The sequence below is a fragment of the Streptococcus oralis genome, from assembly GCF_019929365.1.
GTDB lineage: Bacteria > Bacillota > Bacilli > Lactobacillales > Streptococcaceae > Streptococcus > Streptococcus oralis_BT.
The window spans coordinates 14,997-36,422 of the sequence record NZ_JAHZPH010000001.1 but is presented as its reverse complement, the minus strand read 5'-3'; the positions used below and the strand labels follow the sequence as shown (position 1 = coordinate 36,422).

The window sequence follows — 21,426 nt, the reverse complement described above, 5'->3', positions numbered from 1 at the left end:
TTCTGATCCTTTTTTATGCTTGTGGTTTGCGTAGGGAACCATAAACCACACCACTTACGATTGCACCAATCAAGACAAAGACTAGGTAAAGAAGGGCATTTGAAGTAAGAGCGATAACGAAGATTCCTCCGTGTGGCGCCATGAGTTTGATACCAGCAAGACCAACGAGTCCGCCTGCCACCGCAGAACCAAGGATAAAGCTTGGGATCGCACGAGCTGGGTCAGCGGCACCAAATGGAATCGCTCCCTCAGTGATAAATGACAAGCCCATGATGATGTTTGTCAAACCAGAGTTGCGCTCTTCCTTAGTGAATTTATCTTTGAAAAGAAGAGTTGCGACAAAGATTGCAAGTGGTGGCACCATTCCTCCAGCCATAACTGCTGCCATGGCTACAGAACCACCTGAAGAAACAGTTGCTGCAAGTGTACCTGTACCAAAGACATAAGCCGCTTTGTTAACTGGTCCACCCATGTCAACAGCCATCATTCCACCAAGGACGATACCGAGAAGGACAGCTGAACCTCCTCCAAGACCTCCTAGGAAGTCATTCATAGCAGTGTTGATTGCTGCCATCGGGATGTTAACAGCTAGCATGACAAATCCTGTTAAGATTGTTCCAAGAAGTGGCAAGAGAAGGATTGATTTAGCACCTTCAAGTGAACGAGGAACTTTAACGTATTTCTTGATAGCGAGAACCAAGGCACCTGCGATAAATCCACCAACAAGGGCACCTAGGAAACCAGATGAGACACCTGCAAGAGTTGAAGTTGCTTCACCACCCGCGGCATAAGGGATTTTACCAAAGGCAAAACCTTCTTTGGCAATAGCACCAGCCACGAAACCTGCTACCAAACCTGGTTTTTCAGCGATAGAGTAGGCTACATATCCTGCAAAGACTGGAAGCATCAAGCCAAAGGCCGCTCCACCAATTTTCATGAACATAGAAGCTAGCTCATGGTAGGATCCGAGATTGCCCAGACTATCTTGTGGCACACCCAAAGCTCCGTCGATTAAGAAAGCAAGGGCAATCATGATACCACCACCGATAACGAATGGCAACATTTGAGATACACCACTCATCAAGTGTTTGTAGAAGGCACCACCAAGGCTTTGTTTCTCATTAGATGCTGTTGCAGCTTTGGCTCCATTAGCGGCACGATAAACTTCAGCATCTCCTGAAAGAGCCAAGTTAATCAGCTCTTCTGTCTTACGGATACCATCTGCAACTGGACGGTTAACCAAAGGTTTGCCATCAAAACGATCCATCTCAACAGCCTTGTCTGCTGCGATGATAACTGCTTTAGCCTTACGGATGTCCTCTGATGTTAGTTGGTTTCCAACACCGCTGGCACCGTTGGTTTCGACCTTGATCCCAACACCCATTTCAGCAGCCACTTTTTGAAGGGCCTCTTGAGCCATGTAAGTGTGGGCAATACCTGTCGTACAAGCTGTGACAGCTACGATAAAGTCACCAGATTCATTGGCAGGTGCTTGAACAGGTTCCTCAGCTTTTTCTGAAGCTTGGTCAAAAAGTTCAATAACTTGATCAGCTGATGTTACTTGACGAAGTTTGTCAGCAAAACCGTCTTTCATCAAGTATTGAGATAATTCTGCCAAGGCAGCCAAGTGAGTATCATTTGCACCTTCTGGAGCAGCAATCATGAAGAAGAGGTCTGTTGGTTGCCCATCCAAACTCTCATAGTCAACACCCTTGTTTGACTTAGCAAAGAGAACCGTTGCTTCTTTGACCGCAGAGTTCTTGCTGTGAGGCATAGCAATTCCGTCACCCAAACCAGTGGAAGTGAGAGCTTCACGCGCTAAGATTCCTTCTTTAAAGGTTTCAAAATCTGTCACATAACCGTGATCTACCAAACTTTTAATCATCTCTTCAATGACAGCTGTTTTTTCAGTTGCCTGCAAATCCAGCAACATGACATCTTTTCTCAATAGGTCTTGAATTTTCATCGTTTTTCTACCTCAACTTTTTCATATGTTTCTTTAATAAATTCCGCTGTTGCCAAGTCATCCGAGAAGGTAGTTGCTGTTCCACAAGCTACTCCCCATTTGAAGGCTTCTACTGCATCTTTAGATTTGACAAATTCACCGGTAAATCCAGCGACCATAGAGTCACCAGCTCCCACTGAATTTTTCACTGTTCCCTTGATAGGTTTGGCGAAGTAAGCTCCCTCAGATGTGACGAGAAGGGCACCGTCACCAGCCATAGAGATAATGACGTTTTGAGCACCTTTAGCCAGCAATTCTCGAGCATATTTCTCGATTTCATCTAAACTTTCGAGTTTCACTCCAAAGATAGCTCCAAGTTCGTGATTATTTGGTTTAACCAAAAGAGGCTGGTAGTCCAAACTATCAATCAAGGTCTGTCCTTCAAAGTCACAAACCACTTGTGCACCAGTCTGGCGCGTCAAGGCAATCAGATCCTTATAGATAACATTGCCCAGATTCTTAGCACTCGAACCCGCAAACACAACCGTATCTTCTGCTGTCAAACTAGATAAGATAGCTTTCAATTCTTCTAACTGAGCTGGTTCCACATTTGGACCAGTCCCGTTGATTTCTGTTTCTTGGTCTGCTTTAATTTTAACATTGATGCGAGTATCTTCTGCTACTTGGACAAAACGAGTTTCGATTTCTTCCTCTACCAGAGTATCTGTGATAAATTTACCAGTAAAACCTCCGATAAATCCAGTCGCAGTATTAGGAATATCCAAGCGTTTCAAAACACGACTGACATTGATTCCTTTTCCACCAGCAAACTTATCATCACTGTCCATACGATTGACACTGCCAACTTGAACTTGGTCCAAGCGCACGATATAGTCAATGGATGGATTGAGTGTGACTGTATAAATCATACTTCTATTACCTCCGTTTTCTTCTTAATAGCCTGCAAGAGCTCATGCCCTTGACTTGTGATGACAATAGCGCGTTTGAGTGGTGCTACCTTAGCAAAGCAAGTTTGACCAATCTTTGACGAATCGACTAAGACATAGGTTTGTTTGGCATTCTCTAAAATAGCACGCTTAACGGCTCCCTCCTCCATATCAGGAGTCGTATAATAACCATCGTCGACACCATTCATCCCGATAAAGGCACGGTCAAAGTGCAATTGGTTAATCTGGTTAAGAGCAACACCACCAATACATGCATCTGTTGCCATCTTAACACTTCCTCCAACCATGACAGTTGGAATCTGCTTTTCAACCAACTGAACCGCATGGTGAATGGAGTTGGTCACAACGGTGATATTCTTATTGGTCAATTCCTTGATTAGAAAAGCTGTTGTCGTTCCAGCATCGATAAAGATAACATCTTTTTCCTTGATAAGAGAGGCTGCTTTCTGAGCCAGTAGCTTCTTCTCTTGAAGGTTTTTGACAGATTTTTCTTGAATGGTTTCTTCTTCTTGCAAAGAGTGGGGTAATTCTGCTCCACCATGCACACGGCGAAGCTTGTTTTCTGCCTCCAACTCATCCAAATCTCTTCGTACCGTTGATTCTGATGTTTCTAATAGACTAACCAATTTTTCTAGGGAAACTACATGATGTTGATTTAACTCCTCTAAAATCAGTTGCTTCCGCTCAGTTTTTAACACCAAATCACCTCCTGTTATCGTTTACACTATTCATTCTAGCACATTTTCTACCAAAGTCAAGCATTTTTTGTCATTTTCTTTCAAATTCTATCATTTTTCTCATTTCCAAAATTTTTATTGCAAGATGAAGCGCTTTATGGTAGACTATTTTAGTAAGCATTGGAAGATTACTCAAGAGGCTTAAGAGGCCGTGTTGGAAACGCGGTAGACGTGTAACAGCGTGCGTGGGTTCGAATCCCATGTCTTCCGTAGAAAAGAAAAAATATTTTGGGGATACGACAAAAACGTTGTATCCTTTTTGTATCCCTTTTTAAAAAAGAGGGTCTGTTTTAGGGTCTGTATTTGACTCCTTTTGTGACTCCCTTTTCCGCAAAAGACTGCCAAGGAATACCAAAGACAAAAATAAAAAACGTTGATTTAACAACGTTTTACCAAGGAATGCGCAAAAGAATGCAAAGAAATAATGGAGCCGGTGGGAGTCGAACCCACGTCCAAACACCTGCCAACATATTTGTCTACAACCATAGGTTATGTATTGTTTTAACAGTCCCTCGACACATAACTCAAGCCTAGGAACTGCGAGTCTATTAATCTCTTATCAAACCACTAGACAAGGCTTGATCGTATCTCGCTAATCATAAGACCTGTCATTGAACACGAGCAATCCAAATCGGGTCACGCCTGCTGGTTTTTAGGCAGCTAGAGCGTAAGAAGTGTTATTTTTTGCAGTTATATTTAACTGAGCGTTTACGTCGCCACACGGGTTGCAAAATATGCCTCATAATGCCTGTCGAATCCGTAACGACCCCAAAAGGATAGAACTATTATAACCTATCTTCATAAAAAATGCAAAATCAAGCCACCTCTTTAGAAAAGATACTCTTTTAAGGCTTCCGATAAGGCTTGATAACCCGCTACACTTAGATGGAGGCCATCTGTTGTATAGTCTTTTTTGAGTTGTCCTTCTGTATCTATCAAACTATCATAAACAGGCACAAAATCTACCTGCATATAGGCGGATGTTAGAGCCTCATAGGCTTGATTCCATTCTCTAATCTTTTCATTGGTTCGGATATAAACGGTCTGCTTGTATTTTTCTCCCTCATTGACTGGCAAAATGGAAAGGAGCTTTATCTGTGACAGCGGATAATTTCGGGCAATTGATTGGATAACTCGCTCAAGATTATCCAAGGCTTCATTCATGGGGACATCTTTTCCGATATCATTTGTCCCAATTAAGAGAACAATTTGATCCACAGCACCACCATAAAGATGGGCATCCAAATTCTCTAGTAACAGTTTCGTCTGGTAGCCTCGGATGCCACGATTGACAATCGTCTTAGCAGTCCCGAGTAACTCTTGCAGAGGGTAATACTCCACAATTGAATCTCCGATAAAGATGATATCTGGCTCTATAACAGAAACTTGATTCAATTCACGATACTTGATTTGAATCTTTTCTTGCTCCTTTAAGAGCCAATTCTCTAATAACTGTACTGCCACCTTATCCCTCTTTCTCTAACCAATTCTCTAGGACCTGATAAACGCCCCCCTGACTGTTCGCTGGAGCTAGGTCAGTTGCAACTGCCTTGGCTTCATCATCTGCATTTTCCATAGCATAGGCAATCCCAGCCAGTTCTAACATTTCGACATCGTTTTCACTATCACCAAAAGCCATGATTTGTTCCGATTGCAAATTCCAGCGCTTGAGTAATTCTTCCAATCCCCAGGCCTTGTGAACACCAGCCTGTAGGATATCGATACAACCATAACCGCTAGAAACAGCTCTTATATGACCATTAAAGAGGTCATTGATTTCCTGCAAAACGGAACTAGAGCGTTCCTCTCCAACGACCATACTCATCTTTAGCACTCCACCAAAGAGGTCTGATTGAAAATCTTCTACAAAATTCATTCGTTGATAAAGTCTTTCAATCATCTCTGGAGTCATAAATTTATCAAGTTCTGTAAAAACAGTTCCTTCCTTGACAAAACCACCATTCATACCAGTTACGACGAACTGATCTCGACACTCTCTCCCCTTAAAATGAACGAGAGCCTTGTCAACCATAGCATCATCCCAGGTCTGAGCTTGAATCAGTTTATTGTTTTCAAAAATACGAGCACCATTGGCAACGACTAGGACAACTCTACTCGCCAAGTGTCCCAATAGTTCTCTCATACGATGGATTTCATTCCCCGTCGCAATAACAAAACGGATATCCCTTTGATCCAGCTGATCTAAAATCTTTTCCAAGCGGGGCAGATCCAGCTGGCCTCTCGGATCCAGCAAAGTCCCATCCATATCTGTCGCAATAATCTTAATCGTCATTTTACTTCCTCTGGATTCAAGCTAGTCCCACTTCAACCCTACATGTTCATTCATTTCTTTATAGGCCGTGTCAATTCGTTCCTTGGTCGCCTCATCCAACTTGTCACGGTGACTGCCCCCCTCGATGAAGTCCTCTAGGATATAGGTCTGATAGAGGAAGAGCGGATAGCCTTCTGGAGAGTAAGTTCCTTTCGGTGTCCGATTGACCCAAGTAGGATGCGCTTTGGCAGTTTCAATCCTTGTCTTGCCATCTTTTTTCTTAATGGTCACATCCATAAGAACACCGCGCTCCGTCCACTTGGCATTTTCCTCGTCTTGCATGGTTTCAATGCGTTGGTTTGAGAGGAAATTTCCCATGGAGTAGATGATCAGTTTTTTATCACCATCTTTTTCAACCGTTTCAGCAGGTTCAACGACGTGAGGATGCCCTCCAAAGATAATATCGGCTCCCCAGTCAATCATCTTGTGGTACAGTGTTTTTTGTTCTTCCGTTGGTTCTAGCTGGTACTCAATTCCCATCTGAGGCATGATGACAGTAATATCCGCTTCCTTCTCTGCACGCTCGATTTCTGCCTTCATCTTATCTTCATTCAGGTCAGAAAGATAGCGATTATAATCCTCTTGAGAGATATACTGCTCAATTCCATTAAAACCGTAAGAATAGGCCAGGAGAGCTACCTTGATACCATTTACTTCCTTGATGACTAGTGGAGCTTGGTCACGGGATTCATGTGTGTAGACTCCGATAGGTGTCATTCCAGCCTTTTCAATAGCCTGAGCCGTTGAAACAACTCCCTCAATTTGAGAATCCAAGATGTGATTGTGAGCCAAGTCTAGAACTTGGTAGCCTGCATCTTTGATAGCATCCATGACTTCCCCTGGTGCATTAAAGAGAGGATAACCTGCCAAGTAGTGATCTTTGTTCACCGTTCCTTCAAAGTCACCAATCACCAAATCAGCTTGTTTGAGCCAGGGTTTTACATACTCAAAATTTTCATGGAAATCATAGGTTCCATCTTCTTTAAGAGCTGTTCGGTAGATGGGGATATGGTAGAGAAGATCACCATTTGCCATGATACGGGCTGTCGTTTCACCAGATTGATTTTCCTTGGACTGACTAGACGTCGTAGTCTGACTGCTAGGGCTTGTTTCCTTGCTGCCTTGTACTTCTCGAACCAGCAAGTTCAATCCCATGGACAAGGCAACTGCAAGCAATAACACAATGATAAACTGGGCATTGGTCCAGGATTTATAATTCCGAAAGAAATCAACACAAGTCTTCCACACCTCATAAAGAGAACCATGAGACCGTCTATCTTGCCGCTTTTCCATCTTTATCCCCCCTTGCTTTTACTGCAAGTCTTTTCTTTTATTATACCACAGACAAAAGGGGAATATCGTTTATTATATTATTTTTTAGAAACTTCTGCGACTTTCTTTCTCGCCTATTTTGTGTTATCATGTAGAGGTAATGAAAGGAGAGAAAATGTCTGCTATAGAACGTATTACAAAAGCTGCTCATTTAATTGATATGAAAGATATTATCCGTGAGGGGAACCCAACTTTACGCGCGGTTGCTGAGGAGGTCACTTTCCCACTGTCTGACCAGGAAATCATCCTTGGAGAAAAGATGATGCAATTCCTCAAACATTCCCAAGATCCTGTTATGGCTGAGAAAATGGGGCTCCGTGGTGGTGTTGGACTCGCTGCTCCCCAGCTGGATATCTCAAAACGCATTATCGCTGTTTTAGTACCAAATATTGTTGAAGAAGGTGAAACTCCCCAGGAAGCCTACGACCTGCAAGCTATTATGTACAATCCCAAAATCGTCTCTCACTCGGTTCAAGACGCTGCTCTTGGTGAAGGAGAAGGTTGCCTATCTGTCGACCGTGTAGTTCCAGGCTATGTTGTTCGTCATGCCCGCGTCACTGTTGATTACTTTGACAAGGACGGAGAAAAACACCGCATCAAGCTCAAAGGATACAACTCTATCGTTGTCCAACATGAAATTGATCATCTAAACGGAATTATGTTTTACGATCGTATCAATGAAAAAGACCCATTTGCTGTCAAAGATGGACTCCTTATCCTTGAATAAAGAAAATCCCGTTGCAAGACGGGGTTTTGTGTTATAATAGAGGCATGAAAACAAATGATATTGTCTATGGCGTCCACGCCGTTACAGAAGCCCTCCTTGCAAACACAGGGAATAAACTCTACCTCCAAGATGATCTCAGAGGTAAGAATGTTGAGAAGGTCAAGGAACTGGCGGCTGAGAAAAAGGTCTCCATCTCTTGGACTTCAAAAAAATCCCTCTCTGAAATGACCGAAGGCGCTGTCCACCAAGGTTTTGTTCTACGAGTGTCCGAATTTGCCTATAGCGAGCTAGATCATATTCTTGCCAAAACACGCCAAGAAGAAAATCCTTTGCTATTGATTCTGGACGGGTTAACTGATCCCCATAATCTAGGTTCTATCTTGCGAACAGCCGATGCGACCAATGTTTCAGGTGTCATCATTCCCAAGCACCGTGCTGTCGGAGTGACTCCTGTCGTTGCCAAAACGGCCACAGGTGCTATTGAGCATGTACCGATTGCCCGAGTGACCAACCTCAGTCAAACCCTAGACAAACTCAAGGATGAAGGCTTCTGGACCTTTGGAACGGATATGAACGGTACCCCTTACCACAAGTGGAATACAAAAGGGAAAATCGCCCTCATCATCGGAAATGAAGGAAAAGGCATCTCTAGCAATATCAAAAAACAGGTTGATGAGATGATTACCATTCCGATGAATGGGCATGTTCAAAGCCTCAATGCCAGTGTTGCTGCAGCCATTCTCATGTACGAAGTTTTCCGAAACCGACTATAAAAAAGTTTCCAATCACTTGATTGGAAACTTTTTTGCTTAACTATGTTCTGTGATAAATTTATAGGCTTCTTGACCAGCGATGGCTCCATCTCCAACTGCTGTTGTTACTTGGCGAAGGTCTTTCTGGCGAACATCCCCAACCGCAAAGATACCGTCAACTCCAGTTTTCATGTGATTGTCTGTCACAATCCAGCCTGCCTGATCTTGAATATTCAATTCTTTAACAAAATCGCTAACAGGGTCCAAACCGACATAAATAAAGACACCTCCGAAGGCTTGCTCTGTCACCTGACCTGTTTTCACATTTTCAAATACGACAGATTCTACTCGGTTTTCACCTTTGATTTCCTTGACGACAGAGTCCCAGATAAAGTTGACTTTTTCATTTGCAAAGGCACGGTCTTGCAAAACCTTTTGAGCACGAAGTTGGTCGCGACGGTGAACAATGGTAACAGTCCTGGCAAAGCGAGTCAAGAACAGAGCTTCTTCTACCGCTGAATCTCCACCACCGACTACGAGCAAGTCTTGGTCACGGAAGAAAGCTCCATCACAGACTGCACAGTAAGAAACTCCTCGACTATTTAGTTCTTCTTCTCCGGGAACACCTAAAAGACGGTGTTTTGAGCCAGTTGCCACGATGACTGTACGAGTTTCGTAAACTTGATCATCAGTGATCACCTTCTTATAGTCAGCACAGTCTTCAATCTTTTCGACAAATCCATAAAGGTGCTCTACTCCAAGGTTTTCAAGAGGTTCAAACATCTTTTCAGCTAATTCTGGTCCACTGATATTGGCGTATCCAGGATAGTTTTCGATATCAGATGTGTTGTTCATTTGCCCACCTGGCAGACCACCTTCTATCAAAGCCACTTTCAGGTTGCTTCGAGCAGCATATAAGGCAGCGGTCATTCCCGCAGGTCCAGCACCGACAATAATCGTATCGTACATTTCGATTCCTTCTTTCTTGTTGTAACTATCTTTATTCTAACTCATTCTTGCTAGTCACGCAAGAATTATGTCTTGAAAACCAAGAGCAAACTCATGACGGCAAAGGATAACACTGGAACGACCAAAACTCCAATCATAATCATATCATAGAGATGAGCTTGACGGGCCTTGGCTGTCTTGTCCACGCCAGACATAGCTCGCAATCCAATCCAAATCCCTAAAAAAATCACGACGAGAATGGTCGTTAAGATCAAACTCTCGAAATATAAAGAAAACAGTTGCAGCAGCATGATCTCTCTCGTTTCTATCTTTTTTAAAGAGTAAACTCAGCTAGTCCAACTAACTGAGTTTTCCTTTTTCTATTATATCAAATATAAGTCCGTTTGTAACTAGCGAAGAATTCTTTTGTCCGTTCTTCTTTCGGATGATTGATGATTTCATCTGGTGTACCTGACTCGATGATTTTCCCCTTATCTAGGAACAAAATCTTATCTGCCACTTGGGCTACAAAAGACATATCGTGACTAACCAAAATCATGGTCTGACCTGACTCGGCAGCGTCTGCAATAGACTTTTCTACTTCACCGACCAACTCTGGGTCAAGGGCTGAAGTGGGCTCGTCCAAGAGCAAGACATCTGGTTTCATAGCAAGGGCACGCGCGAGGGCAACCCGTTGCTTCTGTCCACCTGATAAGTGGCGAGGGTAATGGTTTTCACGGTCAGAAAGACCAACCTTGGCCAACTCTTCCTTAGCGATTTTTGTTGCTTCCTCGTCCGATAATTTTTTAACAACAACCAAACCTTCCTTGACATTGTCAAGGGCTGTTCGGCGTTCAAACAAATTAAACTGTTGGAAAACCATAGACAACTTGCGACGAAGGGTTAGGATTTCTTCTTGGCTAATCTGAGAAAAATCAACTTTAAAATTGTCAATCTGAATCGTTCCACTATCTGGAGTTTCAAGGTAGTTCAAACTACGAAGAAAGGTTGATTTCCCAGCTCCAGATGAACCAATCAAGGCTACGACTTCCCCTTTTTGGATATCCAAGTCCAGATGATCCAAGACAGTCTGGCCTGAAAATGATTTACTTAAATTCGAAATCTTAATCATTAACGAAGGTCTCCTTTCACATCTGTTTGCACTGTATCAGGTGCAGAAATAGCCATTTTTCTCTCGATGAAACGACCGAGGCTTTCAATTCCGATATTGACTACCCAATAAACAAGGGCTACGGAGATGAAACGCTCAAAGTAACGATAATCTGCTCCACCCAAAATCTGAGCTTGAGCAAAAACTTCGACAACACCCGCACTAAAGGCTAGAGAAGTTCCCTTGGTCAAACCGATGAGGGAGTTAATCAAAGTCGGTGTCGCTACCACCGCTGCATTTGGAATAATCACACGACGATAAACTTGTGCTCGTGTCATGCCCAAACTACGCGCCGCCTCAATTTCACCTGGATTAACGGAAAGGATAGCTGCACGAATCGTTTCACTTGCATAAGCCGCCTCATTAAAAGCAAAGGCCACAATCGCAAAAAGTGCCGCTGGAATCGCATTGATATTGAAACCAGTTCCCCATTGTTGGTTGATAGCTTTCAGTGCTAAAGGAATTCCGTAGTAGGTCAACATAAGTTGAACTAGGATTGGGGTACCTTTTAAGAAGCTGACGAAAAAGGCCTGCAAGGGATATAAAATCTTAACACGATTGATCTTAACAATGGCAAAAATTAGGGCAAGTAGCAAACCAAAGAGTGCACCTCCAAGCGTCAACATCAAGGTTGTAGGCAATTGTTGGACAATCCTTGGAATTCCATCAAAGACCGAACGCAAACTAAAGAGCTTACCATCCGGAATGAGTTGCATCAAACTTTGGTACCAATCTGATGCTAAAAATGTTGTAACAGTCATAAAAACATCCTCTCCTGATAATGATTCATTCTATCATACTTCTGCTCGCAAGCAAATTATTTGCTACGGGCTGCTCAGACTTTGTCTATCTTCTAGTTTATCACACTTTAAAACAGGGAGGCTATATATTTTACCTATCAAGGAGATAAATAAAAACTATCTCAAACCTAAATTCTCATAGGTTTTTCTATAGCCAATTTGTTTAACAGCACCATTCTCCACCAAAATTGGACGTTTCAATAACATGCCATCACTCGCTAGAAGCTTGGCTGCTTCTTGTGTTGACAAACTTCCCACCTTATCTTTCAAGCCCAGTTCACGGTATTTAATCCCGCTGGTATTGAAAAATTGTTTCACTTCAAAACCGGAAGTTTCCAACCACTTCAAAATCACGTCTTCACTTGGTGTTTCTTCTACGATGTGGACATCTTGGTATTCCAGTCCAAGTTTATCCAATTCATTTTTTGCTTTCTTACAAGTTGAACATTTTGGGTATTCGATAAATTCTAACATCTTCTTTTCTTTCTATTCTTTATTTTCTTGAAATGCTGCACCTTCATGTTGCAAGAGCCAGGCTTTCTTTTCGACTCCAGATGCATAGCCTGTCAGACGATTGCCTGATCCCAGCACACGATGGCAGGGTACGAGTATGGACCAAGGATTACGCCCCACTGCTCCGCCAATCGCTTGAGCAGAAGCCACTTGCAGATCTTGAGCTATTTGTCCGTACGTCACTGTTTGACCATAAGGAATGGCTTGTAAGTAAGTCCAGACTCGCTTTTCAAAATCTGTTCCAATAGGAGCCAAAGGTAAGTCAGATAGATCCTGAACACTGCCTTCGAAATAGGTATCTAAATAGGAAATAACCTGGTCTAGGACAGGATGTTTCTTAACTACTTCTATACTATCTCCAGCGATTCCCCTCTCAAAATGAGTTTGGTCCTGTACCCAAATTCCATACAGATATTGCTCGTCAGCAACTAAGGATAAGGTTCCAATCGGCGACGGGTAGAGCATTTTTGCGTACTTTTTCTGCTTCATTTTTTTAATTTCTGATAGGCCAAACGTTCCCCATCAACCGGAACTTTACCAACTTGTTGGAAGCCTAGCTTTTCAAAGATATGTTGCATGGCCTTGTTTTGTGCATGCGTGTCTGAACGAAAATCTAGATAATCAAAACCTTCAATCAAGCCTTCTAGGAAAGTCTGAGCAACACCTTGTCCTTGGACATCTGCTGCCACAGCGATACGGTGAAAGACCAGATATTCTGATTCTCCCCCCTGCCAACTCCCTTCATAAATGGCTTCATAGGCTTCCTCTGGGCTCTTGGTCACAGCAGCATAGGCTAGCAGTTCTCCTTCTTCCAAGGCCACATAAGCTTGACCTGAGATGATATCATCGATAATGATGTCGGCATTTGGATAGCCATTTTGCCACTGGTCGCTACCAGACTTGGCTAAGCACTTTTTAGCATCCTCTATCACCTGCATAATCGTATCAACTTCGTTTGGAAAAGCTAAACGAATCTCCATCTTTTCCCCTCATTTCTAACTGTTTTCTCTCATCATAGCATAATTTAAAGCTTTCTACAAGCAGTTGAAACTTGACTTTTGTTTTTTATTATTTTATAATCTAGTTATCAAAACTAGATAAAAAGGAGTTGGAAATGAATTCTAACTTTTCCTACCCAAAATGGGAAGACATTCCAAACATTGACCTCTATCTGGATCAGGTTTTACTTTATGTCAATCAGGTCTGTGCCCCTATCTCTCCAGATAAGGACAAGGGACTAACAGCATCCATGGTCAATAACTATGTCAAACATGGTTACCTGACAAAGCCGGATAAGAAAAAATACCAACGCAAACAGATTGCCCGTTTAATTGCCATCACCACTCTCAAGTCTGTCTTTTCGATCCAAGAAATCGCTCAGACCCTCAATACTCTGCAAACTCAAGCGAGCTCAGACCAGCTATACGATGCTTTTGTAGACTACATGAACCATGGGATTGATCCAGAAAATCCTATTATCCAAACTAGCTGTCAAACGGTTAAACTCTATCATCAAACTCTAGACTTAATCCTTATCAAAGAAGAGGAGGAAATCCAATGAATACCAGTCTAAAACTCAGTAAAAAGCTCAGTTTTGGAGAGGAAATTGCTAATAGTGTGACCCATGCTGTGGGTGCCGTTATCATGCTCATCTTGCTCCCTATTTCATCCACCTATAGTTATGAAGCACACGGATTTTTATCATCTTTTGGTGTTTCAATCTTTGTTATCAGTCTCTTTCTCATGTTCCTCTCATCAACCATTTACCACTCTATGGCCTATGGTTCGACCCACAAATACGTCTTGAGAATCATCGACCATTCTATGATTTATGTGGCTATCGCAGGCTCTTATACGCCAGTCGTTCTAACCTTGATGAATAACTGGTTTGGCTATCTCATTATCGCCATTCAGTGGGGAACGACCATCTTTGGTATCCTCTATAAAATCTTTGCTAAAAAGGTCAATGAGAAATTCAGCCTTGCCCTTTACCTGATCATGGGCTGGTTGGTTCTGGCTATCATTCCTGCCATTATCAGTCAAACAACGCCAATTTTCTGGAGTCTTATGGTAACTGGTGGGCTCTGTTATACAGTTGGAGCTGGATTTTACGCTAAGAAAAAACCTTATTTCCACATGATTTGGCATCTCTTTATCCTAGCTGCATCTGCACTTCAATATATCGCGATTGTTTATTACATGTAAAAAAGTTGAGAATCTTTTCTCAACTTTTTTGTTTTCATATCAAATAATATTTCTATTATTTTTCAGCTGTAAGTGCAGCCATTGTAATGTAGTTGTATGGTTTGTTGAAATGTGGCAAGAAGAATAGGTCTGTCAAGGCCAATTTATCAATCGTTACATGCTCTTGGATAGCAAGTGAGAACATGTGGATTCCCATACTGATAGCAGCATCATGTGAAACCATTTGTGCACCAAGGATTTCACGGCTGTCTTTATCAAAGACAATCTTGATGGCAACTTCGTGGTTGTCATGTTTGATAAATTCTGGTTTTTGAAGGTCGTTAAAGCCAGTTTCAGTTGCGTTATAGCCAGCAGCTTTGGCTTTTTCAAGAGTCAAACCAGTTGAAACCATGTGAAGACCATAGATAGAAATACCATTTGAACCTTGAACACCGATTCCTTCTAGTTCATGACCACAAGCGTTGTAAGCACCCACAATACCAGTACGCACAGCGTTAGATGCAAGAGCGATGTAGCTAGTGTCTTTACGAGCATTGTCATAAACAGTTGCACAGTCACCAACAGCGTAAACGCCTGGGATAGATGTTTCTTGTTTCTTGTCTACAAGGAAGGCACCGTTGCGGAAGAGTTCAATCTTACCGTCAGCAAGAGCTGTGTTTGGACGGAAACCAACAGCCAGAACCACCATGTCCACATCAAATGTTTCTTTGTCTGTTACCAAGCGTTCAACTTTGCCGTCACCTTGGATTGCTTTAACAGTTTGACCAAGAGCCAAGCGGATGTTGTGGTCTTCCAAGTTCTTCGCCATCATTTGTGTGAAGTCTTTGTCATAGTAGCCGTTCAAGACAGTGTCTACGATATCTACAAGCACTACTTCTTTTCCAAGACGCTCGAAGGCTTCAGCAAGTTCTACACCGATATAACCACCACCAACAACGGCAATGCGCTCAAGGTGTTTGCTCTTGTCTTCAAGTTTTTCAATAACTTCTTCAGCGTTTTGGTACAATTTAACAAATTGTACATTTTCAAGAGTTGCTTTGAATTCGCGGTTACCCTTAACGATTTCAACACCTTCGATTGGAGGCAAGATTGGAGTTGAACCTGTCGCAAAGATCAATTTGTCATAAGACTCTTTGTGTTCTTTACCTTCAACTTCTGCAGTCACAACTTTGTTATCGTAGTCAATTGAAAGAACTGGTGAATTCATGTAAACTTTAGCACCTTTTGCTTCCAATTTTTCTTTATCAGAGTAGAAGAGACCCTCTGGGCCATCAATTTGTTCCCCGATCCAAAGCGCCATTCCACAACCAAGGAATGAAATATTTGAGTTTTGGTCAAATACAACGATTTCATTTTCATGTCCAAAGTTGTCCAACATAGTGTTGATACATGCTGTACCAGCGTGGTTAGCACCAACTACAACGATTTTACTCATAGAATAATTCCACCTTTAAAATTTAATTTACCCTCCTAGTATATCATTTACTGTTAGCGTTTACAAGGTATTTGCTTGGAATTCTCTTTTTTTCAGAAAAAATTATTCTTTATTATATTGTTTGTTTCATTTCCTTCCAATTTTTAAGCATATTTCTTGACTTTTGTTAAAATTTATTTGTGAAAACGCTGACTTTATGGTATGCTAGATACATGGAAAGAAAATGTAAGGGGTTAAATTTTCTATTAATCTAACTTATCTTGAATGATTTCCTGTAAGAAGAAAGGAGTTGGTAGCTTGCCTCTTCGTTCACGTTCTGAACGGCTAATGGGAACAACTATCACTATTTCATTAGTAGATGAACGGGCTGATTGCCTACTTCAAGGAGCCTTTGACTTGCTCAAAGAGCTCGAATACCGCTTTAACGCCAACAGTCAAGAATCCGAACTGATGGAAATCAACTACCAGGCTGGAATCACACCTGTTAAGGTTCATCCTGATCTATTTGAACTAATTGCTCTTGGACTAGAGCATAGCTTAGCTACCTCTAGCCATCTCAATATCAGTATTGGTCCCTTGATTCAAACCTGGCGAATCGGATTTGCAGATGCACGGCTTCCAGAGCTAAACGAAATCGAAGCCGTCTTGCCTCTAGTTGACCCACATTTTATCAAGTTGGATCCGACTAACTCTACTGTTTTTTTAGAGAAGAAAGGAATGAAGCTTGATTTAGGTTGTTTAGCCAAGGGCTATAGTGCAGATAAGGTTGCCCAGTATTTGAAAAAACACGGTGTCACCTCTGCCTTGATCAATCTCGGAGGAAATATCCTCACCATCGGGAATAACCAAGCCAAAGAAGGGAATGCTTGGCAAATCGGTATTCAAGATCCGCGAAATCCTCGTGGCAATCATCTCCTAACCATCCCTGCTTCTAACAAATCCGTTGTCACTTCAGGTATCTATGAACGCCACCTGACAGTAGATGGAAAAGACTATCATCATATCTTTGATAGTGAGACAGGATTCCCTGTCGAAACCGATCTTGCTAGCCTAACGATTGTCTCTGATAAATCCGTTGATGGTGAGATATGGACAACACGCCTTTTCGGAGAACGAAGCGCTTCTATCCTCTGGCAAGTCGAAAATATAGATGGAATTGAAGCCATCCTCATTGACAAAGAGGGGCGCCTTGCATGTTCTTCAGGCCTTCAAAATTGTATTATGTAAAAAGAGAAAGGAAATCTCATGCTAAAACTTATTGCCATTGTTGGAACGAACTCTAAACGTTCTACAAACCGCCAATTGCTCCAATACATGCAAAAACACTTTGCGGATAAAGCTGAAATTGAACTCGTTGAAATCAAGGACATCCCTGTTTTCAACAAACCAGCAGATAAACTTCTTCCTGCTGAAATTCTTGAAATTGCAGCCAAAATTGAAGCATCTGATGGTGTGATTATCGGTACTCCTGAGTACGACCACTCTATCCCTGCAGTTTTGATGAGCGCTCTTGCTTGGCTATCTTACGGTATCTACCCACTTTTGAACAAACCAATCATGATTACTGGTGCTTCATACGGCACACTTGGTTCATCTCGTGCCCAATTGCAACTTCGTCAAATCTTGAACGCTCCTGAAATCAAGGCAAATGTTCTACCAGATGAATTCTTGCTCTCACACTCTCTCCAAGCATTTAACCCAAGTGGTGACTTAGTTGACCTTGATGTCATCAAGAAATTGGATGCCATCTTTGATGACTTCCGTATCTTTGTGAAAATTACTGAAAAATTGCGCAATGCACAAGAATTGCTTCGCAAAGATGCTGAAGAATTTGACTGGGAAAATTTGTAAGATAGGAGACCGAAAGAATGAAATTTGTTGGACTTGTTGGATCAAACTACGATCAATCATATAACCGCAAACTCTTGGAATTTATTCGTCGCAATTTCAAATTCAAATTTGAATTAGAAGTTCTTGAAATCGACGAAGTTCCAATGTTTAACCAAGACGAAAAATGGGACGAAAGCTTCCAATTACGTTTCTTGTATAACAAAATTACACGTGCTGATGGTGTCATTATCGCTACTCCTGAGCACAACCACACTATCTCAGCTTCTCTCAAATCTGTACTTGAATGGCTTTCATACGAAGTTCATCCATTTGAAAACAAACCTGTCATGATTGTGGGAGCATCATACTACGACCAAGGAACTTCACGTGCCCAGGTTCACCTTCGTAAGATCCTTGACGCTCCAGGTGTCAATGCCTACACACTTCCAGGGAATGAATTCCTTCTTGGTAAAGCAAAAGAGGCTTTTGATAACAATGGAAACATCACCAACGAAGGGACTGTTAAATTCCTTGAAACTTGCTTAGATAACTTTGTAAAATACGTAGGAGTCGTTTCGAAATTGAAAAAACCAAAACCAATCGAACCAGAAGACTTGGATTGTGGAAAACCAATCGCTACAACCATCACAGAAGTTGATCCTGACGATCCAGAATGGGTAGAAAAAGTTGCTGCAATCACTGGCGCTGTTTCTGGTGATACCTATGTCAAATTGGACCACGGTATCTTGACAGTTAACCAAATCGATATGTTCTTGAAAGCGATGCCATTTGAATTGACATACGCTGATGATAACAACCAATTCCTCTACTACAACAACGCTCACCAAGATCCAGACACCATGTTTGCCAAACGTGTGCCACCTCAATCAGGTAACCGTATGTCGACTGTTCACAATTCTCTTCCGCCAGCACGTATGAAGAATGTAGAGTGGGTTATCGGAACACTTCGCAACGGAAACCAAGAATACGTCCGTACGATCGTTCCAGGTTCTCCTGCAGGTGTCATCAACACCCACAACTACCAAGCAATGTACTATCCTGATGGATCATACGCTGGTATCAATGAAATCGTCTTTAACTTCCAACCATGGCTTGACTGGTACCTAAAAGAAACTGGTCAACGTTTGGTAGGTGGTAGCGGTCCATTCGCTCCTGCTGCTGGAGGCCATGGAGACGCTGATGCTACTTCTGGCGCTTCTGATTCAGGTGACGCTGGAGGCCACGGTGGTGGCGCTGACGCTACTTCTGGCGCAAGCAACTAAGAAACCAAAAAGGAGCCAAATGGCTCCTTCTTTTTTATTGCAAAAGAAAAGGGGATTGTAAATCATCTACAAACCCCTTTCGTTTTATGAGTTAGGATCATCTAAACTGCGGCCGTGCAAACCTTTTTCACGTTGTACTTGGCGTAGTTTTTCTGGTGTGACGTCATTTCCTTCCTCGTCCACAATTTTAATTCCTTCAATGTGGTGACGAACAGAACGACGATAGCCTTCGATGTACTCCTCACGAAGTTTAGCTTGTTCCACTTTTTCAGCAGAAGTTAAGCCTTCTGTTTTTTTCTTTTTGGCAAGCTCGTTGATACGAGCGATTTTTTTCGGATCCATTTCTTCTCCTTTGTGATAAGGTTTAATCCGTTTAACAGATTTTATTTGGTATTGATTTGGTTAAAGCGTGCAAGTTTAGCTGCTTTCTTGGTTAATTGCGACAAGATAGCCAAACGATTTTGTCGAACAGTCTGATCTTCAGCCATTACCATGGTATTTTCAAAGAAAACATCAATAACTGGGCTAAGCGCAAAGAGTTGTTCTAATTGCTGACTTGCAGCCCCTGACAAAACAAGTGATTCTACGGCTTCTGCCAAGGCTTTCTCTTCTTCATTTTCAAAGAGGGCAGGATCAACAGTATCAGAGCTTTCTGCTTTCTCAGCCAAGTTGAAAGCACGTGAGAGAGATTCAACAGACGATTTGAAATCTTCTTTCTTGCTTGCTTCGACAAGAGCACTTGCTGCTTCTAGCATATCTGCCACAACAAAGTTTGAACCTGCGAGAACTGCTTCCTTAATGTCTTTTGGAGTTGAACCCATCATCTTATCAACACGAGCCTTGATAAAGTCCATAACCTCTGCTTTATTTTCATAAGTCAAGCTGTCAAATTTCAAAGTATAAAGGCTATCAATCAGCTCATCCATAGCAATGTGCCAGCCAAAAGCATCCAAGATACGAACCACACCTTGGGTCGCACGACGAAGGGCATAAGGGTCATTAGAACCTGAAGGAATCAAGCCTACTGAGAAGAAACTCAAAATCGTATCCAATTTGTCTGCGATGGCTAGAATAGCTCCAACCTTGCTCTCTGGGAGATCTCCGTCAGCTGATGTAGGCATGTAGTGTTCACGAATAGCAGCTGCAACTGCTGGAGTTTCTCCAGCAAGAAGAGCATATTTCTCACCCATAATTCCTTGGAGTTCATCAAACTCACCAACCATACCCGTCAACAAGTCAAACTTGTAAATAGCTGCTGCACGCGCTAGGTCAACTGTTTCATCCACTGACAAACCAGCTTTTTCTGCCAAGAGAATGGCAATCTGCCCCGTACGAATCATGTGTTCACGAAGAGAACCAATCTTTTCGTGGAAGGTCACATGGTTCAATTTTTCAACAAGATCTGAAATGACCAATTTTTGGTCTTCACGCCAGAAGAATTCACCGTCTTCCAAGCGGGCAACTAGGACTTTTTCATTCCCCTTGATGACATTTTCCAAATGCTCTGCGTTTCCGTTACGGACTGAAATGAAGTTTGGCAAGAGCTCGCCATCTTGATCGCGGACAACAAAGTATCGTTGGTGTTCCTTCATCGAAGTCACCAAGACTTCTTCTGGCACTTCAAGGTATTTTGCGTCAAAACTTCCCATGAAGGCAGTTGGATATTCAACCAAGTTCAATACTTCATTCAGCAAATCAGCATCAATTTCGATACGTACGCCATGTTCAACTTCGATTGCTTTGATTTGGTCAACAATCATTTGCTCACGTTCACGTGGATCCGCGATTACAAACTGTTCACGAAGGTCTTCTTCGTAGCTCAATGCTGACTGAATCTTAGTTTCTTGTCCTAAGAATCGATGACCACGACTGACACGCGCCCCCTTGATATCAAGGAAATCCAAATCAAACTCTTGCTCGTCCAAAAGTACTGTCAAAGTGTGAACGGGGCGGATGTATTCAAAGGTGTTGTTTGCCCAGTGCATGCTGACAGGGAAAGTCAATGACTTCAAGACATCTACAAGGCCTGGAACAATGGCTTCAACTGGTTGGCCCACTTCTTCCTTGGTAACATAGACATATTCTTCACCCTTGATTTCACGGAATTCAATATCTTCAACTGTCAAGCCTTTCCCACGGACAAATCCTTGAGCTGCTTTGGTGAAGTTTCCATCACCATCCAAGGCAATTTTCTTTGCTGGACCCTTGAAATCTTCTGTCAAATCAGACTGTTTGTCTGCAAGACCAGTCACACGAACAGCCAAACGACGTGGTGTTGAGAAGGTTTGAATGGCTTCAAAAGACAGGCGGTTTTCCTTGAGGAAGGCTGCCATTTTTTCACCTAGTTGTTTTTCACTAGGAGTTACTACGTAGGCTGGTAATTCTTCAAGACCGAGTTCTACTAATAAGTTTTTTGTCATGTTTTTTCTCCGAAAAGTATCTTTTTAT

General features: G+C 42.3%; 23 protein-coding genes, 1 tRNA gene and 1 other RNA gene. 8 read left to right on the top strand and 17 right to left on the bottom strand.

Features of this window, described 5'->3' with window-relative positions; genetic code table 11:
- Positions 1-13 precede the first annotated feature (13 nt).
- The 3 genes from K1I53_RS00185 to K1I53_RS00175 are packed head-to-tail and all read right to left on the bottom strand — an operon-like array spanning position 14 to position 3,611.
- Positions 14-1,966 carry a PTS fructose transporter subunit IIABC gene (locus K1I53_RS00185; RefSeq protein ID WP_223327472.1) on the bottom strand — a complete coding sequence of 651 codons (1,953 nt, stop codon included), beginning with the start codon at positions 1,964-1,966 and terminating at the stop codon, positions 14-16.
- A complete protein-coding gene (gene pfkB, locus K1I53_RS00180) occupies positions 1,963-2,874 on the bottom strand; it encodes a 1-phosphofructokinase (protein ID WP_223327471.1) in 912 nt (303 codons plus the stop codon). Before pfkB ends, K1I53_RS00185 begins: the two co-directional genes overlap by 4 nt.
- A complete protein-coding gene (locus K1I53_RS00175) occupies positions 2,871-3,611 on the bottom strand; it encodes a DeoR/GlpR family DNA-binding transcription regulator (RefSeq protein ID WP_223327470.1) in 741 nt (246 codons plus the stop codon). Before K1I53_RS00175 ends, pfkB begins: the two co-directional genes overlap by 4 nt.
- Before the next feature lie 161 nt (positions 3,612-3,772).
- Between K1I53_RS00175 and K1I53_RS00170 the strand changes: the two genes are divergently transcribed.
- Positions 3,773-3,860: transfer RNA gene (locus K1I53_RS00170), tRNA-Ser, on the top strand.
- A 212-nt stretch (positions 3,861-4,072) separates the two neighbouring features.
- Here K1I53_RS00170 and ssrA read toward each other — a convergent pair.
- The 4 genes from ssrA to K1I53_RS00150 form a co-directional block, all read right to left on the bottom strand.
- Positions 4,073-4,420, bottom strand: a transfer-messenger RNA (tmRNA) gene (gene ssrA / locus K1I53_RS00165).
- A gap of 58 nt (positions 4,421-4,478) precedes the next feature.
- Positions 4,479-5,114 (bottom strand): SGNH/GDSL hydrolase family protein, encoded by a 636-nt coding sequence (locus K1I53_RS00160; RefSeq protein ID WP_084946267.1) that lies wholly within the window; start codon positions 5,112-5,114, stop codon positions 4,479-4,481.
- Position 5,115: 1 nt separating this feature from the next.
- Positions 5,116-5,943 carry an HAD family hydrolase gene (locus K1I53_RS00155; protein WP_125425228.1) on the bottom strand — a complete coding sequence of 276 codons (828 nt, stop codon included), beginning with the start codon at positions 5,941-5,943 and terminating at the stop codon, positions 5,116-5,118.
- Positions 5,944-5,964: 21 nt separating this feature from the next.
- Entirely contained in the window at positions 5,965-7,275 is a 1,311-nt protein-coding gene (locus tag K1I53_RS00150) for a CapA family protein (RefSeq protein ID WP_223327469.1), read from the bottom strand.
- Between the two features lie 154 nt (positions 7,276-7,429).
- On the opposite strand from K1I53_RS00150, the gene def reads away from it, so the two are divergent.
- Positions 7,430-8,041, top strand: coding sequence for a peptide deformylase (def, locus tag K1I53_RS00145; RefSeq protein ID WP_223327468.1), 612 nt, complete (start codon positions 7,430-7,432; stop codon positions 8,039-8,041).
- Between the two features lie 44 nt (positions 8,042-8,085).
- Positions 8,086-8,814: a 23S rRNA (guanosine(2251)-2'-O)-methyltransferase RlmB gene (gene rlmB / locus K1I53_RS00140; RefSeq protein ID WP_132973039.1), complete on the top strand. Its 729-nt coding sequence runs from the start codon at positions 8,086-8,088 to the stop codon at positions 8,812-8,814.
- A gap of 36 nt (positions 8,815-8,850) precedes the next feature.
- Here rlmB and trxB read toward each other — a convergent pair whose 3' ends face one another.
- The 7 genes from trxB to K1I53_RS00105 all read right to left on the bottom strand — a co-directional run bounded on the left by trxB (position 8,851) and on the right by K1I53_RS00105 (position 13,205).
- Positions 8,851-9,762 carry a thioredoxin-disulfide reductase gene (trxB, locus tag K1I53_RS00135; RefSeq protein WP_223327467.1) on the bottom strand — a complete coding sequence of 304 codons (912 nt, stop codon included), beginning with the start codon at positions 9,760-9,762 and terminating at the stop codon, positions 8,851-8,853.
- A 65-nt stretch (positions 9,763-9,827) separates the two neighbouring features.
- Positions 9,828-10,052, bottom strand: a complete 225-nt coding sequence (locus K1I53_RS00130) for a DUF4059 family protein (protein ID WP_223327466.1) — start codon at positions 10,050-10,052, stop codon at positions 9,828-9,830.
- Positions 10,053-10,129: 77 nt separating this feature from the next.
- The gene (locus tag K1I53_RS00125; protein ID WP_223327465.1) at positions 10,130-10,873 is read right to left on the bottom strand and encodes an amino acid ABC transporter ATP-binding protein; all 744 of its coding nucleotides are present in this window, start codon (positions 10,871-10,873) and stop codon (positions 10,130-10,132) included.
- Positions 10,873-11,673, bottom strand: coding sequence for an amino acid ABC transporter permease (locus K1I53_RS00120; protein ID WP_000219161.1), 801 nt, complete (start codon positions 11,671-11,673; stop codon positions 10,873-10,875). Before K1I53_RS00120 ends, K1I53_RS00125 begins: the two co-directional genes overlap by 1 nt.
- A gap of 156 nt (positions 11,674-11,829) precedes the next feature.
- Positions 11,830-12,186, bottom strand: coding sequence for an arsenate reductase family protein (locus K1I53_RS00115; protein ID WP_223327464.1), 357 nt, complete (start codon positions 12,184-12,186; stop codon positions 11,830-11,832).
- Positions 12,187-12,198: 12 nt separating this feature from the next.
- Positions 12,199-12,714 carry a methylated-DNA--[protein]-cysteine S-methyltransferase gene (locus tag K1I53_RS00110; protein ID WP_223327463.1) on the bottom strand — a complete coding sequence of 172 codons (516 nt, stop codon included), beginning with the start codon at positions 12,712-12,714 and terminating at the stop codon, positions 12,199-12,201.
- Positions 12,711-13,205, bottom strand: coding sequence for a GNAT family N-acetyltransferase (locus K1I53_RS00105; RefSeq protein ID WP_223327462.1), 495 nt, complete (start codon positions 13,203-13,205; stop codon positions 12,711-12,713). Before K1I53_RS00105 ends, K1I53_RS00110 begins: the two co-directional genes overlap by 4 nt.
- Before the next feature lie 134 nt (positions 13,206-13,339).
- On the opposite strand from K1I53_RS00105, the gene K1I53_RS00100 reads away from it, so the two are divergent.
- Positions 13,340-13,786 (top strand): DUF1836 domain-containing protein, encoded by a 447-nt coding sequence (locus K1I53_RS00100; RefSeq protein ID WP_001087578.1) that lies wholly within the window; start codon positions 13,340-13,342, stop codon positions 13,784-13,786.
- Positions 13,783-14,430: a PAQR family membrane homeostasis protein TrhA gene (gene trhA / locus K1I53_RS00095; RefSeq protein ID WP_001097972.1), complete on the top strand. Its 648-nt coding sequence runs from the start codon at positions 13,783-13,785 to the stop codon at positions 14,428-14,430. The genes K1I53_RS00100 and trhA overlap by 4 nt, the downstream gene beginning before the upstream one ends.
- 55 nt (positions 14,431-14,485) lie before the next feature.
- Here the strand turns inward: trhA and nox are convergent, their stop codons facing one another.
- Positions 14,486-15,865, bottom strand: a complete 1,380-nt coding sequence (gene nox, locus K1I53_RS00090; protein ID WP_000036761.1) for a H2O-forming NADH oxidase — start codon at positions 15,863-15,865, stop codon at positions 14,486-14,488.
- 297 nt (positions 15,866-16,162) lie between these two features.
- Between nox and K1I53_RS00085 the strand changes: the two genes are divergently transcribed.
- Genes K1I53_RS00085 through K1I53_RS00075 form a run of 3 tightly spaced genes read left to right on the top strand, consistent with a single transcriptional unit; the run spans position 16,163 to position 18,978 of the window.
- Complete coding sequence (locus K1I53_RS00085) at positions 16,163-17,092, top strand: FAD:protein FMN transferase (RefSeq protein WP_223327461.1); 930 nt, start codon at positions 16,163-16,165, stop codon at positions 17,090-17,092.
- 18 nt (positions 17,093-17,110) lie between these two features.
- Entirely contained in the window at positions 17,111-17,716 is a 606-nt protein-coding gene (locus K1I53_RS00080) for an NADPH-dependent FMN reductase (protein WP_000915929.1), read from the top strand.
- Between the two features lie 17 nt (positions 17,717-17,733).
- A complete protein-coding gene (locus tag K1I53_RS00075) occupies positions 17,734-18,978 on the top strand; it encodes an NAD(P)H-dependent oxidoreductase (protein ID WP_084973961.1) in 1,245 nt (414 codons plus the stop codon).
- An 84-nt stretch (positions 18,979-19,062) separates the two neighbouring features.
- Here K1I53_RS00075 and K1I53_RS00070 read toward each other — a convergent pair whose 3' ends face one another.
- Both K1I53_RS00070 and glyS read right to left on the bottom strand, forming a co-directional pair.
- The gene (locus K1I53_RS00070) at positions 19,063-19,320 is read right to left on the bottom strand and encodes a DUF896 family protein (RefSeq protein ID WP_000371291.1); all 258 of its coding nucleotides are present in this window, start codon (positions 19,318-19,320) and stop codon (positions 19,063-19,065) included.
- Between the two features lie 41 nt (positions 19,321-19,361).
- A complete protein-coding gene (gene glyS, locus K1I53_RS00065) occupies positions 19,362-21,398 on the bottom strand; it encodes a glycine--tRNA ligase subunit beta (RefSeq protein ID WP_223327460.1) in 2,037 nt (678 codons plus the stop codon).
- Positions 21,399-21,426: the final 28 nt, after the last annotated feature.

Coding starts and splice junctions, on each gene's coding strand:
- K1I53_RS00185 (WP_223327472.1), bottom strand. CDS start 1,966: ATGAAAATTCAAGACCTATTGAGAAAAGATGTCATGTTGCTGGATTTG.
- pfkB (WP_223327471.1), bottom strand. CDS start 2,874: ATGATTTATACAGTCACACTCAATCCATCCATTGACTATATCGTGCGC.
- K1I53_RS00155 (WP_125425228.1), bottom strand. CDS start 5,943: ATGACGATTAAGATTATTGCGACAGATATGGATGGGACTTTGCTGGAT.
- K1I53_RS00150 (WP_223327469.1), bottom strand. CDS start 7,275: ATGGAAAAGCGGCAAGATAGACGGTCTCATGGTTCTCTTTATGAGGTG.
- def (WP_223327468.1), top strand. CDS start 7,430: ATGTCTGCTATAGAACGTATTACAAAAGCTGCTCATTTAATTGATATG.
- rlmB (WP_132973039.1), top strand. CDS start 8,086: ATGAAAACAAATGATATTGTCTATGGCGTCCACGCCGTTACAGAAGCC.
- trxB (WP_223327467.1), bottom strand. CDS start 9,762: ATGTACGATACGATTATTGTCGGTGCTGGACCTGCGGGAATGACCGCT.
- K1I53_RS00130 (WP_223327466.1), bottom strand. CDS start 10,052: ATGCTGCTGCAACTGTTTTCTTTATATTTCGAGAGTTTGATCTTAACG.
- K1I53_RS00125 (WP_223327465.1), bottom strand. CDS start 10,873: ATGATTAAGATTTCGAATTTAAGTAAATCATTTTCAGGCCAGACTGTC.
- K1I53_RS00120 (WP_000219161.1), bottom strand. CDS start 11,673: ATGACTGTTACAACATTTTTAGCATCAGATTGGTACCAAAGTTTGATG.
- K1I53_RS00115 (WP_223327464.1), bottom strand. CDS start 12,186: ATGTTAGAATTTATCGAATACCCAAAATGTTCAACTTGTAAGAAAGCA.
- K1I53_RS00110 (WP_223327463.1), bottom strand. CDS start 12,714: ATGAAGCAGAAAAAGTACGCAAAAATGCTCTACCCGTCGCCGATTGGA.
- K1I53_RS00105 (WP_223327462.1), bottom strand. CDS start 13,205: ATGGAGATTCGTTTAGCTTTTCCAAACGAAGTTGATACGATTATGCAG.
- K1I53_RS00100 (WP_001087578.1), top strand. CDS start 13,340: ATGAATTCTAACTTTTCCTACCCAAAATGGGAAGACATTCCAAACATT.
- trhA (WP_001097972.1), top strand. CDS start 13,783: ATGAATACCAGTCTAAAACTCAGTAAAAAGCTCAGTTTTGGAGAGGAA.
- nox (WP_000036761.1), bottom strand. CDS start 15,865: ATGAGTAAAATCGTTGTAGTTGGTGCTAACCACGCTGGTACAGCATGT.
- K1I53_RS00080 (WP_000915929.1), top strand. CDS start 17,111: ATGCTAAAACTTATTGCCATTGTTGGAACGAACTCTAAACGTTCTACA.
- K1I53_RS00075 (WP_084973961.1), top strand. CDS start 17,734: ATGAAATTTGTTGGACTTGTTGGATCAAACTACGATCAATCATATAAC.
- K1I53_RS00070 (WP_000371291.1), bottom strand. CDS start 19,320: ATGGATCCGAAAAAAATCGCTCGTATCAACGAGCTTGCCAAAAAGAAA.
- glyS (WP_223327460.1), bottom strand. CDS start 21,398: ATGACAAAAAACTTATTAGTAGAACTCGGTCTTGAAGAATTACCAGCC.